The sequence below is a fragment of the Pseudomonas nitroreducens NBRC 12694 genome (assembly GCF_002091755.1).
GTDB classification, from domain to species: Bacteria; Pseudomonadota; Gammaproteobacteria; order Pseudomonadales; family Pseudomonadaceae; genus Pseudomonas; species Pseudomonas nitroreducens.
The window spans coordinates 133,319-151,890 of sequence record NZ_BDAI01000001.1; the positions used below are offsets into that span (position 1 = coordinate 133,319).

General features: G+C 67.1%; 14 protein-coding genes. 7 read left to right on the forward strand and 7 right to left on the reverse strand.

The window, feature by feature from the left end; translation table 11 throughout:
• Positions 1–70: 70 nt before the first annotated feature.
• From PNI01S_RS00610 to PNI01S_RS00620, 3 genes are all read left to right on the forward strand, one after another.
• The gene (locus PNI01S_RS00610) at positions 71–1,123 is read left to right on the forward strand and encodes an AraC family transcriptional regulator (RefSeq protein WP_084357202.1); all 1,053 of its coding nucleotides are present in this window, start codon (positions 71–73) and stop codon (positions 1,121–1,123) included.
• A gap of 153 nt (positions 1,124–1,276) precedes the next feature.
• Complete coding sequence (locus PNI01S_RS00615) at positions 1,277–3,604, forward strand: TonB-dependent receptor (protein ID WP_038803641.1); 2,328 nt, start codon at positions 1,277–1,279, stop codon at positions 3,602–3,604.
• Between the two features lie 7 nt (positions 3,605–3,611).
• Entirely contained in the window at positions 3,612–4,925 is a 1,314-nt protein-coding gene (locus tag PNI01S_RS00620) for an LLM class flavin-dependent oxidoreductase (RefSeq protein WP_084357203.1), read from the forward strand.
• A gap of 24 nt (positions 4,926–4,949) precedes the next feature.
• On the opposite strand, the gene PNI01S_RS00625 is transcribed toward PNI01S_RS00620, so the two are convergent.
• The 5 genes from PNI01S_RS00625 to PNI01S_RS00645 all read right to left on the reverse strand — a co-directional run bounded on the left by PNI01S_RS00625 (position 4,950) and on the right by PNI01S_RS00645 (position 9,794).
• The gene (locus PNI01S_RS00625) at positions 4,950–5,402 is read right to left on the reverse strand and encodes a universal stress protein (protein ID WP_065327891.1); all 453 of its coding nucleotides are present in this window, start codon (positions 5,400–5,402) and stop codon (positions 4,950–4,952) included.
• Between the two features lie 91 nt (positions 5,403–5,493).
• Positions 5,494–6,534, reverse strand: a complete 1,041-nt coding sequence (locus PNI01S_RS00630) for an AraC family transcriptional regulator (protein ID WP_024765869.1) — start codon at positions 6,532–6,534, stop codon at positions 5,494–5,496.
• 189 nt (positions 6,535–6,723) lie between these two features.
• Positions 6,724–7,932, reverse strand: coding sequence for a DSD1 family PLP-dependent enzyme (locus tag PNI01S_RS00635; RefSeq protein WP_167632550.1), 1,209 nt, complete (start codon positions 7,930–7,932; stop codon positions 6,724–6,726).
• 85 nt (positions 7,933–8,017) lie between these two features.
• Positions 8,018–9,412, reverse strand: coding sequence for a D-arabinono-1,4-lactone oxidase (locus tag PNI01S_RS00640; protein ID WP_084357205.1), 1,395 nt, complete (start codon positions 9,410–9,412; stop codon positions 8,018–8,020).
• A 16-nt stretch (positions 9,413–9,428) separates the two neighbouring features.
• Positions 9,429–9,794 (reverse strand): c-type cytochrome, encoded by a 366-nt coding sequence (locus PNI01S_RS00645; RefSeq protein WP_024765872.1) that lies wholly within the window; start codon positions 9,792–9,794, stop codon positions 9,429–9,431.
• A 384-nt stretch (positions 9,795–10,178) separates the two neighbouring features.
• Between PNI01S_RS00645 and PNI01S_RS00650 the strand changes: the two genes are divergently transcribed.
• From PNI01S_RS00650 to PNI01S_RS00665, 4 genes are read left to right on the forward strand one after another with little or no spacing between them, the layout of a single operon-like run.
• Positions 10,179–10,661 (forward strand): formate dehydrogenase subunit gamma, encoded by a 483-nt coding sequence (locus PNI01S_RS00650; protein ID WP_024765873.1) that lies wholly within the window; start codon positions 10,179–10,181, stop codon positions 10,659–10,661.
• On the forward strand, positions 10,655–12,214 hold the full coding sequence (locus PNI01S_RS00655; RefSeq protein WP_084357206.1) for a formate dehydrogenase beta subunit: 1,560 nt from the start codon (positions 10,655–10,657) through the stop codon (positions 12,212–12,214). Before PNI01S_RS00650 ends, PNI01S_RS00655 begins: the two co-directional genes overlap by 7 nt.
• Positions 12,211–15,099 (forward strand): formate dehydrogenase subunit alpha, encoded by a 2,889-nt coding sequence (gene fdhF / locus PNI01S_RS00660; RefSeq protein WP_084357207.1) that lies wholly within the window; start codon positions 12,211–12,213, stop codon positions 15,097–15,099. The genes PNI01S_RS00655 and fdhF overlap by 4 nt, the downstream gene beginning before the upstream one ends.
• A complete protein-coding gene (locus tag PNI01S_RS00665; RefSeq protein WP_084357208.1) occupies positions 15,096–15,311 on the forward strand; it encodes a formate dehydrogenase subunit delta in 216 nt (71 codons plus the stop codon). The genes fdhF and PNI01S_RS00665 overlap by 4 nt, the downstream gene beginning before the upstream one ends.
• Positions 15,312–15,356: 45 nt before the next feature.
• Here the strand turns inward: PNI01S_RS00665 and mrdA are convergent, their stop codons facing one another.
• Together mrdA and PNI01S_RS00675 are read right to left on the reverse strand one after the other, a co-directional pair.
• On the reverse strand, positions 15,357–17,249 hold the full coding sequence (mrdA, locus tag PNI01S_RS00670) for a penicillin-binding protein 2 (RefSeq protein ID WP_084357209.1): 1,893 nt from the start codon (positions 17,247–17,249) through the stop codon (positions 15,357–15,359).
• A gap of 410 nt (positions 17,250–17,659) precedes the next feature.
• Positions 17,660–18,559 carry a DMT family transporter gene (locus tag PNI01S_RS00675; protein ID WP_037012607.1) on the reverse strand — a complete coding sequence of 300 codons (900 nt, stop codon included), beginning with the start codon at positions 18,557–18,559 and terminating at the stop codon, positions 17,660–17,662.
• Positions 18,560–18,572 lie beyond the last annotated feature (13 nt).

The window sequence follows — 18,572 nt, forward strand, 5'->3', positions numbered from 1 at the left end:
TCATGGCGCTCCCTCCGTCGCAAACGACTGTCGCAGAGCGGCGCGGGCCTTTACCCAGGGAGTAGCGCACATGCATGCCGACACCATAGCCACCTGGGCCCAGGTCATCGCCCGCGCCTTGCAGGCCCACGGACACGATCCCAGACCCCTGCTGCGCACCGCCGGCATCGACCCGGCACAGTTGCAGGACGCCAACCTTCGCATTCCGCTCGAGCGCATGAGCGCCCTGTGGCGCGCCGTGGAGCGCACCACCGGCGATCCGGCGTTCGGCCTTGAAGTCGCCGCGCACAGCCTGCCCACGGACTTCCATGGCCTGCTGTTCGCCCTGCAAAGCAGCGCCACCGTCGGCGAAGCGCTGGAGCGCGTGGTGCGCTTTTCCCCCGTGGTCAGCACGTCCGGCCAGGTCAGCCTGGAGCGCGGCGACGGAGTCTGCCGCCTGATCTACCGGCGCATCCCCCGCGCACAGGTCGAGCAGATGGCCACCGAGGCACTGCTCGCTTCCGGGCTACGGCATGCCACGCCGATCTGGGGCCTGGGCGTGGTGCGTTGCGTACACCTGGCGCGGCCCCGCCCCATCGACGCCGACGCCTGGGAAGCGCGTTTCGGCCAGCGCCCGGTCTTCGATGCTGCACACAACGCCGTAGACTACGACCCGGCGCTACTGGAAATCCCGCTGCGCAGCGGGAACCGCGAGCTGGCGCAGATCCTCGATGGCAGCCTCAACAGCTACCTCAAGCGCCTGTCCGGCCACGACCTGCCCGAGCAGGTCCGCCAATCCATCGTGCGCCAACTGCCCAGCGGCGAAGTCCAGCAGGGGCTGGTCGCCGAGGAACTGGGCATGAGCACGCGCAACCTGCATCGCCACCTGCTGCGTCATGCCACCAGTTTTACCCAGCTTCTGGAGGAAATACGCCGTGAACTGGCGTTCGCGCACCTGCGCCAGCCTCACTGCTCGGTCAACGAAGTCTGCTACCGGCTGGGCTTCAACGAGCCCAGCAGCTTCAACCGTGCATTCCGCCGCTGGACCGGCCAGAGCCCGGGGCAATGGCGCCAGGGCGAACTGGGCCTGGCCGAGTCACCGGCCGCCGTCCGGCCAACCGGCGGCTTCGCCCTGGCGTTGTGAGACCGGTATCTGTCTGCGGCGGACCATGGATTGTCCGCCAAAGCCCATCGTCTTCGAGTGAGCTTGCCTAGCATCGGCGACCAGAGGGGTGACCAGCCCCCGCTCCGCCGACTTCCAGCCGTGCGTGCCACGGCCCTGCTGCAAGGACAAGCCATGCATAGACTCCCTTCGCGCGCCAGCCGCACCGGCCTGGCGCTGCACCCACTGACCCTGGCGCTGCTGCTGGCCGCTGGCAATGCCGCCGCCGATGGGCAGAGCGCCGTCGGCAACGACGGCCAAGCCGTTACCGATGCCCTGCAGACGGTCACCGTGACCGCCCGCCGCCGCGAGGAAAACGCTCAGGACGTGCCGACGCCGATCACCACGCTCAGCGGCGACACCCTCGACAAGCAGCGCATCTACAAGATCCAGGACCTGCAGCAGGCATTGCCCAGCGTGAACGTCGCCTACATCCACGCGCGCCAGTCGAGCCTGGCCGTGCGCGGTATCGGCAACAACCCGGCCAGCGACGGCCTGGAAGGTTCCGCCGGGATCTACCTGGACAACGTCTACCTCGGCCGCCCCGGCATGGCGGTGTTCGACCTGATGGACATCGAACAACTCGACCTGCTGCGTGGTCCGCAGGGCACCCTGTTCGGCAAGAACACCACCGCCGGTGTACTGAACATCACCACGCGCAAACCGACCTTCACCCCCGAAAGCAGTATCGAAACCTCCGGCGGCGAGAACGGCTACTTCCAGGGCAAGGGCAGTTTCTCCGGCCCGCTGACAGAGACCCTGGCCGGGCGGCTGTCGCTCTACCGCACCCGCGACGATGGCTACCTGAAAAACCTTGCCGACGGCCGCACCCTCCTGGGCGGCGAGCGCGAAGGCGTACGCGGCCAGTTGCTGTTCCAGCCCAACGATGATTTCAGCCTGCGCTGGATCAACGAATACAACAGCGAGAACTCCAGCCAGGGCAGCGGCGTGATCTACGGCGGCTCCAGTCAGTTCTGGCGCCGCGCAGCCCTGGTGGGCGCCCATCCGGTGGAGGGCAAATCCAACATCGACGGCCGGCAGAACGTCAGCGTCCACCAGAACGCCAGCTCGGTGGAAGCCAACTGGAACCTCGACGGCGGCTACAAGCTGACCTCCATCAGCGCCTATCGCTATTGGCACTTCAACCCGGCCAACGATTCGGACGAGTTGGACGTGCCGGTAATCCGCGACCTGGGTTACGAAATCCACGACCGCCAGTTCTCTCAGGAAATCCGCCTGGCCTCGCCCACCGGCGGTACCTTCGACTATGTGGTGGGCGCGTACGCCTTCCGCCAGAGCCTGAACAACCGCTATTTCGTCGACCTCGGCCCGTTGGCCGACCTCAACCTGATCGGCGCCAACCTCAATGCGCTGAACAACGTCAGCAGCACCAGCAAGGGCTGGATCGACACCGACAGTTTCGCCCTGTTCTCCCAGGGCACCTGGCACCTGAGCGACAAGCTGGACTTCACCCTCGGCCTGCGCGGCACCTATGAAGAGAAGCAGGCGCAGGTCGAGCGCTCCGCCCCCGTGGGCGGCGCTCCGGTCGGCGGCCTGCCGGCGGCGATCCGCGCCAGCCAGGCCGGCGCCTACGACTCCGGCGACCTCAGCCTGCACAACGCCGCGCCCTCGGCACTGCTCAGCCTGAGCTACAAGTTCGACGACAATCTGCTGGGCTACGCCTCGTTGTCCCACGGCGAAAAGTCCGGCGGGGTGAACCTCACCATCGGCAGTGCCCCCAGCGCTGGTGCCGACTCCCTGCTGGTCGGTCCCGAGCGCGCCAACGATGCGGAACTGGGGATCAAGAGCACGCTCTTCGACCGTCGCCTGCAGCTCAACGCCAACCTGTTCTGGACCGGCATCACCGGCTACCAGGCCACCACCTACTACCAGCCCGCCGGCTCGCTGACCGGCTACCAGGTACTGGCCAACGCCGGCGACCTGCGTTCGCGCGGCCTGGAGTTCGAAGCCACCGCGCTGCCGCTGCGAGGCCTGACCGTGAACTTCAACGGCTCGTTCAACGATGTCACCTATCTGTCGTTCAAGGACGCCCCCTGCCCGGCCGAAGTCAGCAGCCAGCCCGGCGCGCCGGCCACCTGCGATCTCTCCGGCGAGCGGGTGATGGGCGCGTCGCGCTGGATCGCCAACCTCAACGGCGAATACAAGTGGCAACTGGACAACCGCTTCGAGCCCTATGTCACCGCGAGCTACGCCTACCGCTCCGAGGCCGAGGGCACGCTGGACAACTCCAGCCTGTCGAAGATCCCCGGCTATGGCCTAGCCAACTTCTCGGTGGGCCTGCGCCACGAAGTCGGCGACGGGCTGCTGGACGCCTCCCTGTGGGTGAAGAACGCCTTCGACAAGGAGTACTACCAGGCAGTAATCGCTTCCTCCAACGGCCTGTACGTGGGCTATCCCGGCCAGCCGCGCGTGACCGGCGTGACCCTGCGCTACGACTTCTGAGGTACATATGAGCCAGACACAGATCAGCCTCGGCGCCTTCCTGATGGGCAGCGGTCACCACCTGGCCGCCTGGCGCCACCCGCTGGCACCCGCCGGCGCCCTGGACTTCGCACACTTCCGCCGCCTGGCGCAGACCGCCGAACGCGGCCTGTTCGACGCGATCTTCTTCGCCGACAACCTCGCCCTGCTCGGCAGCAATGAACTGGCCGCGCACACCACCCTCGGCGAGGTATTCGATCCACTGATGCTCCTCGCTTCGCTGGCCTCGGTGACCGAGCGCATTGGCCTGATTCCCACCGTCTCCACCAGCTACAACGATCCCTACCTGCTGGCGCGCCGCTTCGCCTCGCTCGATCACCTGTCCGGCGGCCGTGCCGGCTGGAACCTGGTGACCTCGGCGACGGACCAGGAAGCACAGAACTTCGGCCTGGAGCAGCATTTCGACCACGCCGACCGCTACGCCCGCGCCGAGGAGTTCATCGATGTGGCCCGCGGCCTGTGGGACAGCTTCGCCGACGACGCCTTCCGCCGCGACAAGCTCAGCGGCCGCTACTTCGACCCGGAGCAACTGCGCACCCTCGCCCATCATGGCGACTACTACCGCGTGCGCGGCCCGCTGAACCAGCCGCGCTCGCCGCAGGGCCACCCGGTGCTGGTACAGGCGGGCTCGTCGGAACCGGGCAAGGCCCTGGCCGCGCGCACCGCCGAGGTGGTGTTCACCGCCCAGCAGACGCTGGAGGATGCACGCGCCTTCTACAGCGATCTGAAGGGGCGTCTGGCCGGGTACGGACGCGAAGCCCACGAACTGAAGATCATGCCGGGAATCTCCCCGGTGATCGGACGGACGCAGAGCGAAGCCGAAGACCTCCACGCCGAGCTGCAGGGGCTGATAGAACCGCAGCTGGGGCTCTCCCTGCTATCAGGCATGGCCGGCGGGCTGGACCTGTCCCGTTTCCCGCTGGATGGCCCGCTGCCGGAGCTGCCACCCAGCAATGCGATGAAGAGCCGGCAGGCGCTGTTCGTCGAATTGGCGCGCCGGGAAAAGCTGACGTTGCGCCAGCTCTACCTGCGGGCAGCCGGGGCACGCGGGCACTGCACGCTGGTCGGCGACCCCAAGCAGATCGCCGACCATCTGGAAGCCTGGTTCAGCGCCGGCGCCGCCGACGGCTTCAACATCATGCCGCCGCTGTTGCCCAATGGCCTGGACAGCTTCGTGGAACTGGTGGTGCCGGAGTTGCAGAAGCGCGGGCTGTACCGTCGCGAATACCGCGGTAGCACGTTGCGCGAACACCTCGGGCTGCAGCGGCCGGAGCGTCGATAGGCTAGCCACCGCGCCAGCGGTTCACTACAGGTCGCGCACCAGCAGCACCGGTCGCTGGCTCGATTGCAGCACGCCTTCGGCCACGCTGCCCAGCATCAGCCGGCGCACGCCGCGGCGGCTGTGGGTGCCCATGACGATGGCGTCGGCCTTGACGGCGTCGGCCTCGCGCTCGATGCGATCGGCCACTTCCTCACCGGCGGTTTCCATGCTGACCCGCTGGTAAGTGGCCGGCACGGCGTATTCGGCCACCACGTCCCGCGCCTTGCTCAGGATATCGTCGGCGGCCTTGAGTGCGGCGGCTTGCAGGGCCTCGGCGTCGTAATACTTGGCGTAGTAAGGCAGATGGCCGAGCGGGCGATCGACGATGGTGATGACATGCAGTTCACCACCGCTCATGCGGACCAGCCTTGCGCCTTCGGCCAGGGCCTTGAGGGAAACGGGGCTGCCGTCGACGGCAGCCAGTACGTGCTCGTACATGCTGTGCTCCTCGTTGAATGGGCACTACGACCTTAACCGCACAGGCCGGCAGCACCCTTGTGCCGCGTCAATGTAATCGCCCAGCGGTGCTTCAGTGCGCCGGCATCGCCTCGTCGCGGCAGGCGGACGGGCTCTGCCCGGTCCAGCGCTTGAAGGCCCGGCGGAAGCCGCGCACATCACTGTAGCCGAGCGCCTCGGCGATGCGCTCGATGGGCATCTCCGGGTTGTTCAGCAGGCTCATGGCGCGTGCGTGGCGCACCTGTTCCTGCAGGGCGTCGAAGCTCATCCCGTGCTCGCTCAGGCGGCGACGCAAGGTACGGCTGCTCATGTTCAGCTCGCCTGCAACCTTGTCGATGGGGCTGCCGTTGGCCAGGTCGCGAGCGATGGCACGCTCCACCGTTTCCAGCAGGCCGGTCTTCTGCTGTACCTGGGCGTACTCCCCCTCCAGCAGGCTGAGCGCCTGGCGCAGCGCGACCGGGTGGTGGCTGGGCAGTTGCACATCCAGCCAGTGGCTGGCGATGACCACCCGGTTGTGCAGGCAACCGAATTGCAGGTTCGGCCCGAGCAGCCGGCGGTACTCGGCCTCATAGACCGGTGCGGCATGGGTGAACTCGAAACGCAGGGGCTGAAACTGGGGCCCGATCAGCGTGCGGTTGTAGACCAGCAGGCTGGCGAAGAACTCTTCCACGGCGAACACCTGGATGTCGGCGTAGGGCAACCGGCATTCGACTTCGATGAAGCTTTCCTCGGGCCCCTCGATCAGGTTGCACAGCGCAATGCCGCCAGTGGTGTGCTGGAAGCGCCGGCCCACCTCGAAGGCGTCGCGCAGGGTCTTGCAGAGGGACAGTACGTGGCCAAGCAGGCCGAGTGTACCCAGCACGTTGTGATGGCCGACCCAGAGCCCCAGGCCACGCTCGGGCAGCGCCGCGAGGGCTCGCTGGATCATCGCCACCGTCTGCCGGTAGGTGACGCGCTGCGCCGGGTCCTGCAGCTCCTCGGCGGTAAAGCCGAGCCCGCGGCACAGGCGTTCGCTACTCACTCCCTGGTCACTGGCGACTTCGGCGAGGGTCTGCAGCAGGAAAGGTGAAACCAGGGCCAGGTCGAATTGCGCGTCGATGCTTGTGCTGGGCATGTAGGCTGCTCTCGAGCGGGGGCGCCGGCGATTCTTGTCATGTGGGCGGCGCAGGATGGCCGCATCATAACGCTTTCGCAGGCTCGCCAAGAGCGGGCGTAACAGAATATTACAGACGACCTCGCGCAATGCCCCGCTGGCTCGGGCGGACGGCTCCATGCCGCCCGCCCAACGTCAACGCTGCGCCGCTCAGCTGTAGACCGGCCAATGCTCGACGATGCGCCCCCCGCGTATCGCCAGCAGGTCGCCGAACTGCAGCAGGATCGACTCGGACTGGGTCGGGCGCAGGAATATCTGGTCGTCCACTTTCAGGTTCACGGCGCTGGAGCCGTTGACCATCTCCTGGTTCGAGCTGCGCCCGTACAGGCCGTTGAACTGCAATCCCCTGGGCGACTCGGGTTCGGCCATCCAGTTGCCGCCGTAGACGAAGAAGGTCTCGCGCTGGTTGGCATCCCACCAGGAGAACAGTGCCGACTTGTCGTCCAGTGCCGGAATCCGCACCGGCCCGGTGCTCTTGATGACTGGCGTGGCGATGAAGGCAGCCGGCTGGTGGTCCACCAGCGATGGCAGGTCGTAGTGGGTCGGCTTGACCAGCGCCGAACCCACCGACACTTCGGTGCTGGTGCGTTCGTTCTCGTGCATCCTGTAGCTCGGGCTGCCGGCGGTATTGAGCGTCAGCCCCGGCTTCCACAGAGGCGCATGGCGGGTGCGGGCGTAGTCGACGAAGCCGTCGTAGAGCGTCATGACCTTGGCGAAAAGCTCCTCGGAGGAGCCCAGCACCTCGGGCACGCCCATGCCGACGAAGGGGTCGTAGCCCATGAACCCGGCAAACTCCAGGTGCTGCGGGTTGGCGCCGATGATCGTGAGCATCCTGTCCAGCGTCGCGTGGTCCGCTACACCACCACGGTGCAGGCCGACGTCCAGTTCGATGTTGATCCGCAGGCGGGTGTTGCGCCCTTGCGCCAGCGCCAGGTACTGCTGCAGGCGCTCGGGGGTGTCGAGCAGCCATTGCAGCTGCTTCGTCGGGTCGAACGGGCCGCGAAGTTCCTCGTAGAACTGCTGTGCCGAGCCGACCGGCAGTGGCTTGCCCAGCAGCAGGTCGGCATCGGGAAAGCGCTCGGCATCGTGATTGAGGAACGGCTGGTGGAACGACATCATCCGCCGAGTGCCGGCGCGCTGGGCGATGTAGTCGAGCAACTGCGGCGACGGCAGGGACTTCTCCACCACGCGCAGGTGCTTGCCGGTGCGCGCCACCGACTGCATCACCACGTCGACGTTGTGGTCCAGGCGGTCGAGGTCGATCAGCATCACCGGGCGCATCGGCCCGTGCTCGCGCAGTTCGCGGTTCAGCCGGGCGAAGTAGTCGTCGTAAGGCGCGCCGTGGTCGGACGGTCGCAGCCAGGCACCGGCGCCGGCGAGCAGAACACCTGCCCCGGCCGCACCGACGATGAAATGGCGTCGTTTCATGGGTTGTTCTTCCTTGTCAGGCCACGCCCAGGATCGATGACAGGTGGGCATTGAGGAACTTGCCCTGCGGGTCCAGCTCGCGGCGCACTTCGGTGAACTCCTTCCAGCGCGGGTACAGCGGTTGCAGCGTGCGCGCGTTGAGCGTGTGCAGCTTGCCCCAGTGCGGCCGGCCGGCGTACTTCCAGAAGATCGGTTCGATGGCGGCGAAGAAGTTGTGGTGGTCCATGCTGTAGTGCTGGTGCACGGAGATGGAGCAGCTGTCGCGGCCTTCGAACATGCTCAGCGGAATGTCGTCGGCCTTCACGTAGCGGTATTCGATGGGGAACCAGGTGCGCAGGTCCTTGTCGTTGATCTTCTTCAGAATCTCGCGCAGGCAGGCCGGCCCGTGTTCCGCCGGGACCGAATATTCCATCTCGTTGAAGCGCACGTTGCGCACGTTGGCGTAGATGTCGTAGGAGTCGCCGACGCGGTCGTCGAAGCTGGCGACATGGCGCAGGCTGTTGAGCAGGAAGCGCCGCGCGGCGGGGAAGTCGCTGCCGTACTTGTCGAGGTTCTCGATGATGCTGACGAACTGGTTGCCGCCCTCCTCGGCCGGGTCCAGCGGCGGCGTGGCCGGGTCGGTGGTCTCGTTCAGAGCGATGGACAGCGCATAGTCGGAATGGGTCATGACCTGCATTTCCCAGTGCTGGTTCTCGCGGGTGTTCTTTTCCACGTCCTCCAGCAATTCCTCGGTGCTGGCCACCCACTGCCGCTCGCGCAGGCGATAGGCCTGGCGGTTCTGCAAGCGCACGCGGGTGGCGATGCCGAAGGCGCCGAGGGATACCCGCGCGGCGTTGAACACCTCGGGGTGGCGCTGGGCATCGCAGTCCAGCACCTCGCCGCCGGCGGTCACCAATTGCAAGCCGGTGACGCGCGAGGAATAGGAGCCGAAGCCGACTCCGGTACCGTGGGTCGAGGTGGAGATCGCCCCGGCCAGGGTCTGGTAATCGATGTCCGCCATGTTCGGCAGTGCCTGGCCGACCTCCTTCAGTGCCGGCCCCATGAGCGACATCGGCGTGCCGGCCGCGAATTCCGCCTGCAATGTGTCGGCATCGTGGCCGAGCAGGCCGTTGAAGTAGGCCAGCGAGACCAGCGTGCCTTCGGTCGGCACCAGGGCGCTGAAGGAGTGCGCCGACCCCACCGGGCGCACCTTGCCCTCGGCCTGGCGGATGACCTGCACCAGCTCGTCGAGGCTCTGCGGAGCCAGGCGCGCCGCCGGCAGGCAGCTCTGCCCGCCGGACCAGTTGCGCCAGGGAATCAGCCGCGGCGCGCGGGCCAGTTCGGCGGCCAGCGGGCTGCTCGACAGCGCCGCGAACGCGCCGGCAATGCCAGCGCTGTGCAGGAGTTGGCGGCGGGTGAGATGAATAGACATGCAAGTAACCCCGCGCTTACCGGACCGATTGGCCGGACATGAAGGAAATCAGCGCCAGGAACTCGTCCTCCGAGCACTGCATGCACATGCCCATCGGCGGCATGCCCTTGAAGCCGTTGATGCTGTGGTCGAGCAGGCTGTCGGCACCCTGGGCGACCCTGGGCTGCCAGGCTTTCGCATCGCCGGCCTGCGGTGCTCCCGACGCCGGGTTGGCGTGGCAGAGCTTGCAGCTGCTGTCATAGATTTTCGCCAACGCGGGATCGGCAGGTGCCAGGGCGGCGGCGTTGCGGGTAGGCGGCGCGGCGTCATCGCCACAGCCGCCGAGCAGGCCGACCAGGGCCAGCAGGGCAAACGGCAGCCAGGCCGTTGCGGGTTTATGCATGGTGCTCCCCTTCTTCCCGCGCGCGGGAACGGCGCGGATTCTTGTTGTCATGGGCAGCAGCAGGTTAAGTCGAGCGCCGCTCGCGACCGAGGGCTTTGCCGGCCAACAAGGGGGCTCTGAGCGGACAGCGTGGCCGTTTCGGCAGTCTGTCGGTTTAAGGGTCTGTCGGTTTCAGGATGCGCAGGGTCGCTGCGGTGCAATCCTTGAACACAAGGGATGGCAAGCTTCCATACTGTCGAGGACCAGGCGCGCCCAGATGCCTGGCCGGATAATAAGAATGGCGCCCCGAACAGCCACGCAGCCCGTGACGTGGCCGGTACGCCGCAGCCGAAGGATTCCGGATCGCCGCCTATGGCGGGTATCCGCGATATCGAGGTGCGCTGAATGCCTGATGATTCGCTTCACCTGCCCCTGATCCATGATGTTCTGGAACGCCTGAAAGCCACGCCCGGCGCCCTGCTGCCAGTGCTTCATGCCATCCAGGATTGCGTCGGCTACATCCCCGACGATGCCCTCCCTGAAATCGCCCACGCCCTGAACCTCAGCGTCGCCGAGGTACGTGGGGTGATCAGCTTCTACCACGACTTCCGCACCGCGCCCCCGGCCCGCCATACGCTGCGCCTGTGCCGCGCCGAGTCGTGCCAGAGCCGCGGCGCCGAAGCCCTCGCCGCACAACTGCGCGAACAGCTCGGGCTGGACGACCACGGCACCAGCGCCGACGGCCGCATCGCCCTGCGCCCGGTCTATTGCCTGGGCGCCTGCGCCTGCTCGCCGGCCCTGGAGCTGGACGGCCGGGTGCACGCGCGCCTCACCGCCGAACGCCTGCGCGAGCTGGTGAACGGTTGCCGGGAGGACGCCGCATGTTGAAACTGTTCATCCCCTGCGATTCGCTGGCCCGCGCGGTGGGCGCCGATGAGGTGACCGACGCCCTGGTCGCCGAAGCCGAGCGACGCCAGATACCGCTGGAGATCCAGCGCACCAGCTCGCGCGGCCTGTACTGGCTGGAACCGCTGGTGGAAATGGACGGCAGCGAAGGCCGGCTGGGCTTCGGTCCACTGGCGGCAGCCGATGTCCCGTCCCTCTTCGATGCGCTGGCCGACGCCCCTGCACGCCACCCGCTGGCCCTGGGTCTGGTGGAAGAGATTGCCTACCTGAAGACCCAGCAGCGCCTGCTCTTCGCCCGCGCCGGCATCACGCGGCCGCTGTCGCTGGACGACTACCGTGCCCATGGCGGCTTCGACGGCCTGGCCCGTGCCATCGGCATGGACGGCACCGACGTCGTCGCCGCCGTGCTCGATTCCGGCCTGCGCGGCCGTGGCGGCGCGGCCTTCCCCGCCGGCATCAAGTGGCGCACCGTGCGTGACGCCGTTGGCCCGCAGAAATACGTGGTGTGCAACGCCGACGAAGGCGACTCCGGCACCTTCGCCGACCGCATGCTGATGGAAGGCGACCCCTTCCTGCTGATCGAAGGCATGGCCATCGCCGGTCTCGCCGTCGGCGCGAGCATGGGCTACATCTACGTGCGCTCCGAGTACCCGGACGCCATCGTGACACTCAACCTCGCCCTGAGGATCGCCCGCGAAGCCGGCTACCTGGGCGACGATGTCTGCGGTAGCGGCCGCGCCTTTGAGCTGGAAGTGCGGGTCGGCGCCGGCGCCTACATCTGCGGTGAGGAAACCGCCCTGCTGGATTCCCTGGAAGGCAAGCGCGGCGTGGTCCGCGCCAAGCCGCCGCTACCGGCGCTGCAAGGCCTTTTCGGCCTGCCGACGCTGGTGCACAACGTGCTCACCCTGGCCTCGGTGCCGATCATCCTGGCCAGGGGCGCACAGTACTACCGCGACTTCGGCATGGGCCGTTCGCTGGGCACCATGCCCTTCCAGCTGGCCGGCAACATACGCCACGGCGGGCTGGTGGAACGTGCCTTCGGCCTGACCCTGCGCGAGCTGGTGGAAGGCTACGGCGGCGGCACCGCCAGCGGCCGACCGCTGAAGGCTGCGCAGGTCGGTGGCCCGCTCGGTGCCTGGGTACCGCCCTCGCAGTTCGACACCCCGCTGGACTACGAAGCCTTCGCCGCCGTCGGCGCCATGCTCGGCCATGGCGGCGTGGTGGTCGCCGACGACACGCTCGACATGGCACGCATGGCACGCTTCGCCCTGCAGTTCTGCGCCGAGGAATCCTGCGGCAAGTGCACGCCCTGCCGCATCGGCTCGACCCGTGGCGTGGAAGTGGTCGACCGGCTGATCGCCGCCACCGACCTCAGCGCCCGCGAGGAACAGGCGCGGCTGCTCACCGACCTCTGCGACACGATGCAATACGGCTCGCTCTGCGCCCTCGGCGGAATGACCGCGTTCCCCGTGGCCAGCGCCCTCAAGCATTTCCCCGCCGACTTCGGTCTGGCGACTTCGGAGGCCGACTCGTGATCAATTTCTTCGACCCTGCCACGTCCAGCACGAGTGACATCGACCTCGGCACACCCGCCCGCGAGAGCGACGTGCAGGTCAGCCTGAGCATCGACGGCCGCGAAATCAGCGTCCCTGCCGGTACTTCGGTGATGCGCGCCGCTGCGCTGCTGGGCACCAGCATTCCCAAGCTCTGCGCCACCGACAGCCTGGAAGCCTTCGGCTCCTGCCGCATGTGCCTGGTGGAGATCGACGGCATGCGCGGCTACCCGGCCTCCTGCACCACGCCGGTCAGCGAGGGCATGGTGGTGCGCACGCAGACGCCGAAGCTGGCGGGCCTGCGCCGCAACGTCATGGAGCTGTACATCTCCGACCACCCGCTGGATTGCCTGACCTGCTCCGCCAACGGCAACTGCGAGCTGCAGACCGTGGCCGGCCAGGTCGGCCTGCGCGAGGTGCGCTACGGCTACGACGGCGCCAACCACCTGAGCGATGCGAAAGACGTTTCCAATCCCTACTTCGACTACGACCCGAGCAAGTGCATTGTCTGCAACCGCTGCGTGCGCGCCTGCGAGGAAATCCAGGGCACCTTCGCCCTGACCCTCTCTGGGCGCGGCTTCGACTCGCGCGTGGCGGCGGCCGGTGGCGAGAACTTCCTCGATTCCGAATGCGTCTCCTGCGGGGCCTGCGTGCAGGCCTGCCCGACCGCTACGCTGATGGAAAAGAGCGTGGTCGAGATCGGCCAGCCCGAGCGCGCTGTCATCACCACCTGCGCCTACTGCGGCGTGGGCTGCTCCTTCCGCGCCGAGATGAAGGGCAACCAGCTGGTGCGCATGGTCCCGGACAAGAACGGCCAGGCCAACCACGGCCACTCCTGCGTCAAGGGCCGCTTCGCCTGGGGCTACGCCACGCATCCGGACCGCATCACCAAGCCGATGATCCGCAAGCACATCAGCGACCCCTGGCAGGAAGTCAGCTGGGACGAAGCCGTCACCTATGCTGCCAGCGAATTTCGCCGCATCCAGACGAAATACGGGCGCGACTCCATCGGCGGCATCACCTCCAGCCGCTGCACCAACGAAGAGACCTACCTGGTACAGAAGCTGGTGCGCGCGGCGTTCGGCAACAACAACGTCGATACGTGTGCGCGAGTCTGCCACTCGCCCACCGGCTACGGCCTGAAGCAGACCCTGGGCGAATCCGCCGGCACCCAGAGCTTCGACTCGGTAATGCAGTCCGACGTGGTGCTGGTGATGGGCGCCAACCCTACCGACGCACACCCGGTGTTCGGCTCGCAGCTCAAGCGCCGGTTGCGCCAGGGTGCGCAACTGATCGTCATCGACCCCCGGCGCATCGACCTGGTCGACTCGCCCCATGCCCGCGCCGAGCTGCACCTGCAACTTCGCCCCGGCACCAACGTCGCCATGCTCAACGCGCTGGCCCACGTCATCGTCAGCGAGGGCCTGGTCAAGCAGGACTTCGTCGATGCGCGCTGCGAGGCCAGCGACTTCATCCGCTGGCGCGATTTCGTCAGCCTGCCGGAGAACGCCCCGGAAGTGCTCGGCCCGGTCTGCGGCGTGCCTGCCGAGGAAATCCGCGCCGCCGCCCGCCTCTACGCGACCGGCGGCAACGCGGCGATCTACTATGGCCTGGGCGTCACCGAACACAGCCAGGGCAGCACCGCGGTGATGGGCATAGCCAACCTCGCCATGGCCACCGGCAACGTCGGCCGCGAAGGTGTCGGGGTGAACCCGCTGCGCGGCCAGAACAACGTGCAGGGTTCCTGCGACATGGGCTCCTTCCCCCACGAGCTGCCCGGCTACCGGCACATCTCCAACCAGACCGTGCGCAGCCAGTTCGAACAGGCGTGGGGCGTCACCCTGCAGCCCGACCCCGGCCTGCGCATCCCCAACATGTTCGAAGCAGCGCTGGGCGGCACCTTCAAGGCGCTGTACTGCCAGGGCGAGGACATCGCCCAGAGCGACCCCAACACCCAGCACGTCACCGCGGCTCTTTCCGCCATGGAGTGCGTGGTGGTGCAGGACATCTTCCTCAACGAAACCGCCAAGTTCGCCCATGTATTCCTGCCGGGCAGCTCCTTCCTCGAGAAGGACGGCACCTTCACCAACGCCGAGCGGCGCATATCCCGCGTGCGTAAGGTGATGGAGCCGCTGGGCGGCAAGGCAGACTGGGAGGCCACGATCGCGCTAGCCAACGCCCTGGGTTACCCCATGGACTACCAGCATCCGTCGCAGATCATGGACGAGATCGCCCGCCTGACGCCGACCTTCACCCGCGTCAGCTATGCCGAACTGGACCGCCACGGCAGCCTGCAATGGCCGTGCAACGACGCCGCGCCCGATGGCACACCGACCATGCACATCGAGCAGTTCGTGCGCGGCAAGGGGCGCTTCATGCTCACCGGCTACGTGCCCACGGAAGAGAAGGTCAACGCCCGCTACCCGCTGCTACTCACCACCGGGCGCATCCTCAGCCAGTACAACGTCGGCGCGCAGACCCGGCGCACCGACAACGTCGCCTGGCACGAGGAGGACCGCCTGGAAATCCACCCCAGCGACGCCGAGAGCCGCGGCATCAGCGACGGCGACTGGGTTGGCGTGGGCAGCCGCGCCGGGCAGACGGTGCTGCGCGCCAAGGTCAGCGAGCGGGTGGCGCCGGGCGTGGTCTACACGACCTTCCACTTCCCCGAATCCGGCGCCAACGTGATCACCACCGACAATTCCGACTGGGCCACCAACTGTCCGGAATACAAGGTCACCGCGGTGGAAGTGGTGCGCGTGTTCCAGCCTTCGGAATGGCAGAAGCGCTACCAGGCGTTCAGTGACGAACAGCGACGCTTGCTCAAGGAACGGCGCCACACGGAGAAAGCGGAGGCCCGTCGATGAGCGTGGATAACCTGATCAAGATGGCCAACCAGATCGGCCAGTACTTCTCCACCGAGTCGAACCACGACCTGGCGGTGCAGGGCGTGCAGCAGCACCTGCAGAACTTCTGGACGCCGGCGATGCGCCGCGAGCTCAAGGACTGGCAGGAGCAGCATCCGGGCGATGAACTGCATGCGCTGGTGCGGGCGGCATTGGCCGAGAAGGTGATTTAGTCGAATACCGGAGCCCAGACGCGCAGGCTGGGCTCCGGCAGGACATCAGGCGTGCTTGCCCGAAGCCGTCTCGGCCGGCGCCGCATACTGCGGCTTGAGCTTGCCGTCCTGGTCGAGCAGCCAGGCGTCCATGATTTCGCGGACCACCGGGCCGGCGACCCGGCCACCGGCTTCGCCGTTCTCGATGGTGACCGACACCACGATGGAAGGCGCGCTGGCCGGGGCGAAGCCGACGAACAAAGCGTTGTCGCGGTGGCGCTCCTGGGTTTTCAGGCGGTTGTAGCGCTCACCCTGGCGAATCGCGACGATCTGCGCGGTGCCGCTCTTGCCGGCGATGCGGTACTGCGCGCCCTGCCCTGCGGCGCGCGCGCCGCCGCCCGGATCGTGCATGACCAGCTGCATGCCGTAGTTCACCGCGTCCCAGTCGCGGGGATTGCTCAGGTGGATGTCGGGCATGGGATGGGCATCGACAACGTCCTCGCCGCCCACCGACTCCGCCAGGCGCGGGCGGTGCCAGGCGCCCTTGCTGGCGATCAGCGCGGTCGCTTCGGCGAGTTGCAGCGGCGTCACCTGCATGTAGCCCTGGCCAATACCGAGGATCACCGTCTCGCCGGGGAACCAGGCCTGGCGCCGGGTGGCGCGTTTCCACTCGCGGGACGGCATCAGGCCGGGGGATTCCTCGGCCATGTCGATGGACACCTTGCTGCCCAGCCCGAAACGCGTCAGGTAGTCGTGCATGCGGTCGATGCCGAGCTTGTGGGCGACGTCGTAGAAGTAGGTGTCGTTGGAGCGCTTGATGGCGGCGTCGAGGTCCACCCAGCCATCGCCGCTGTGGTTCCAGTTGCGGTACTTGTGATCGTAGTTGGGCAGTTGGAAGTAGCCCGGATCGAAGACCCGCGTGGCCGGGGTGATGGTGCCGGTATCCAGGCCAGCGATGGCTACCACCGGCTTGATGGTCGAGCCCGGCGAATACAGCCCGCGCAGCGCCCGGTTGAACAGCGGCCGGTCGATGGAATCGCGCAGCTCGGCGTACTGCGCCGAGCTGATGCCATTGACGAACAGGTTCGGGTCGAAGCTGGGGTTGCTGACCATCGCCAGCACCTGGCCGGTGTTCGGGTCCAGCGCTACCACGGAGCCGCGGCGATCACCCAGGGCCTTTTCGGCGGCGATCTGCAGGTCCACATCGAGGCCCAGCACGATGTTCTCGCCGGCCACCGGCGGCACCTTCTTCAGCACGCGCATGACCCTGCCCTGGGCGTTGGTTTCCACCTCCTCGTAGCCCACGTGGCCGTGCAGTTGCGGTTCGTAGAAGTGCTCGATGCCGGTCTTGCCGACGTACTCGGTGCCGCGGTACTCGGTGCTGTCCAGGCGGGCAGCCTCGCGCTCGTTGATCCGCCCGACGAAGCCGACCGAATGGGCGAAGTGCTCGCCGTAGGGGTAGTGGCGGACGAATTCGGCATCCACATCGATGCCCGGCAGCTTGTAGCGATTGACCTCGATGAGGGCGATCTGCTCCTCGCTCAGCTCATGCAGCAGGGTGACTGGTTCGAAGGGGTGGCGGCTCTTCTTCAGGGCCTTGTCGCACTGCAGGCGTTGCTCGGGGCTCAGGTGAAGAATATCGGTGACCTGATCGAGCACCGCCACCGAGTTGCCGGCGCGCTCGCGGGTCAGGGTGAGGTTGAAGCTCGGCAGGTTCTCGGCCAGCACCTTGCCAGTGCGGTCGAAGATCAGCCCACGCTCCGGGGGAATCGGCAGCACGTGAATACGGTTGTTCTCGGAGACGGTGGCGTTGGTCGCGTAGTCGGTGACCTGGAGGAAGTACATCCTCGCCACCAGGGTCACGCTCATCAGGGCCACCAGCAGGCCGCAGGCGATCAGCCGGCGGTTGACCAGCGCCGACTCCTGCTGGTGGTCCTTGAGTTTGATCGGATCGTGCATCGGGATTCCAGAAGGCCCCATCGACCCTGCGGCAAGCGATTCGCCCCTGCCCATGCAGGGGGGCTTGCCGATCGATGCGGCCTGTTTGCAGCAAAACGGAAGAAACCGGTATCGCCAAGCGCGGGACAATCACGCGGCACATGGCAGCTCGGCGCGCGATGGTACCAGACTGACGAGCCGGATTCTGACCGGTAGTCGAAGCACCTCCCAAGGGAAGTCGACGCCGATGGACGCTGCCGCAGCTCGCGATACTCCTCTGCAGGGTGAAGGCTATTGCGGGCCGAGCCCGCGATGGGCCAGCCAACGCACTCGGCCTGAGCAGAATCGCGCACAAGGTTCGCGGCGACGAAAACCGAAGGGCCGGATTCCATCCGCAGGAGCGCGCGGCGCCAAGTGCGAGGCGAGGAAAGTCAGACCACCGAACCTTCCGGCGGCTGCTCCAGCACCGCCACGACCACCGCGCTGCCGACGATCAGCACGATGCCGATCAACGACAGCAGGCTGAGCACTTCGCCCCAGATCAGGTAGCCGAGCAGGCTCGCCCAGATGATGCTGGTGTAGGTGTAAGGCGCCAGGGTGGCCGCGTGGGCGCGGCGCACGGCGATGGTGAACAGCAGTTGGCCCAGCGTCGCCAGCAGGCCGAGGGCAAGCATCAGGCCGAGGTCCGGCAGGCTCGGAGTGCTCCAGGAAAACGGCAGCGTGGTGCCGGTCACCAGCGTGCCGACCACGGTGAAATACAGCACCGTGGTGGTCGAGTCGTCGGTCTCGCGGATGCGTCGGATCTGGATCATCGACAGCGCGCCGAAGAAGGCACTGGCCACCAGCAGCGCCGGACCGACCAGGCTGGCTTCGGCATTGTCGGGCTTGACCACCATCAGCACGCCGAGGAAGCCGAGCAGCGCCGCCAGCGCGTTGCGCGGCAGCAGGCGTTCGCCCAGCAGCAGCGGCGCCAGCACGATCACCAACAGCGCCTCGGAATAGGCGATGGAGATGGCTTCGCTCAGCGGCACATAGGGCAACCCGGCGAAGAACAGCGCGGATGACCCGAGCAGCGTCACCGCACGAATGGTCTGCCCGCGCACGTCCAGCTGCCGCCAGCGTTGCACCAGCGGCCGCCCGCGCAGGCAGAGCAGGAAGGCCGGCAGCACGCCGAAGGCCATGCGGAAGAAGGTCACTTCGTTGGCCGGGTATTTCAGCGCCACGACCTTGGCCAGTGCATCCACCACGGCGAAGCAGAACATCGACAACAGCATCAGGCCCACACTGCGCATGGCATGGCTGCGTGGGGCGACGAGGGTCAGCTGGGGCATGTCGTGTTCTCCT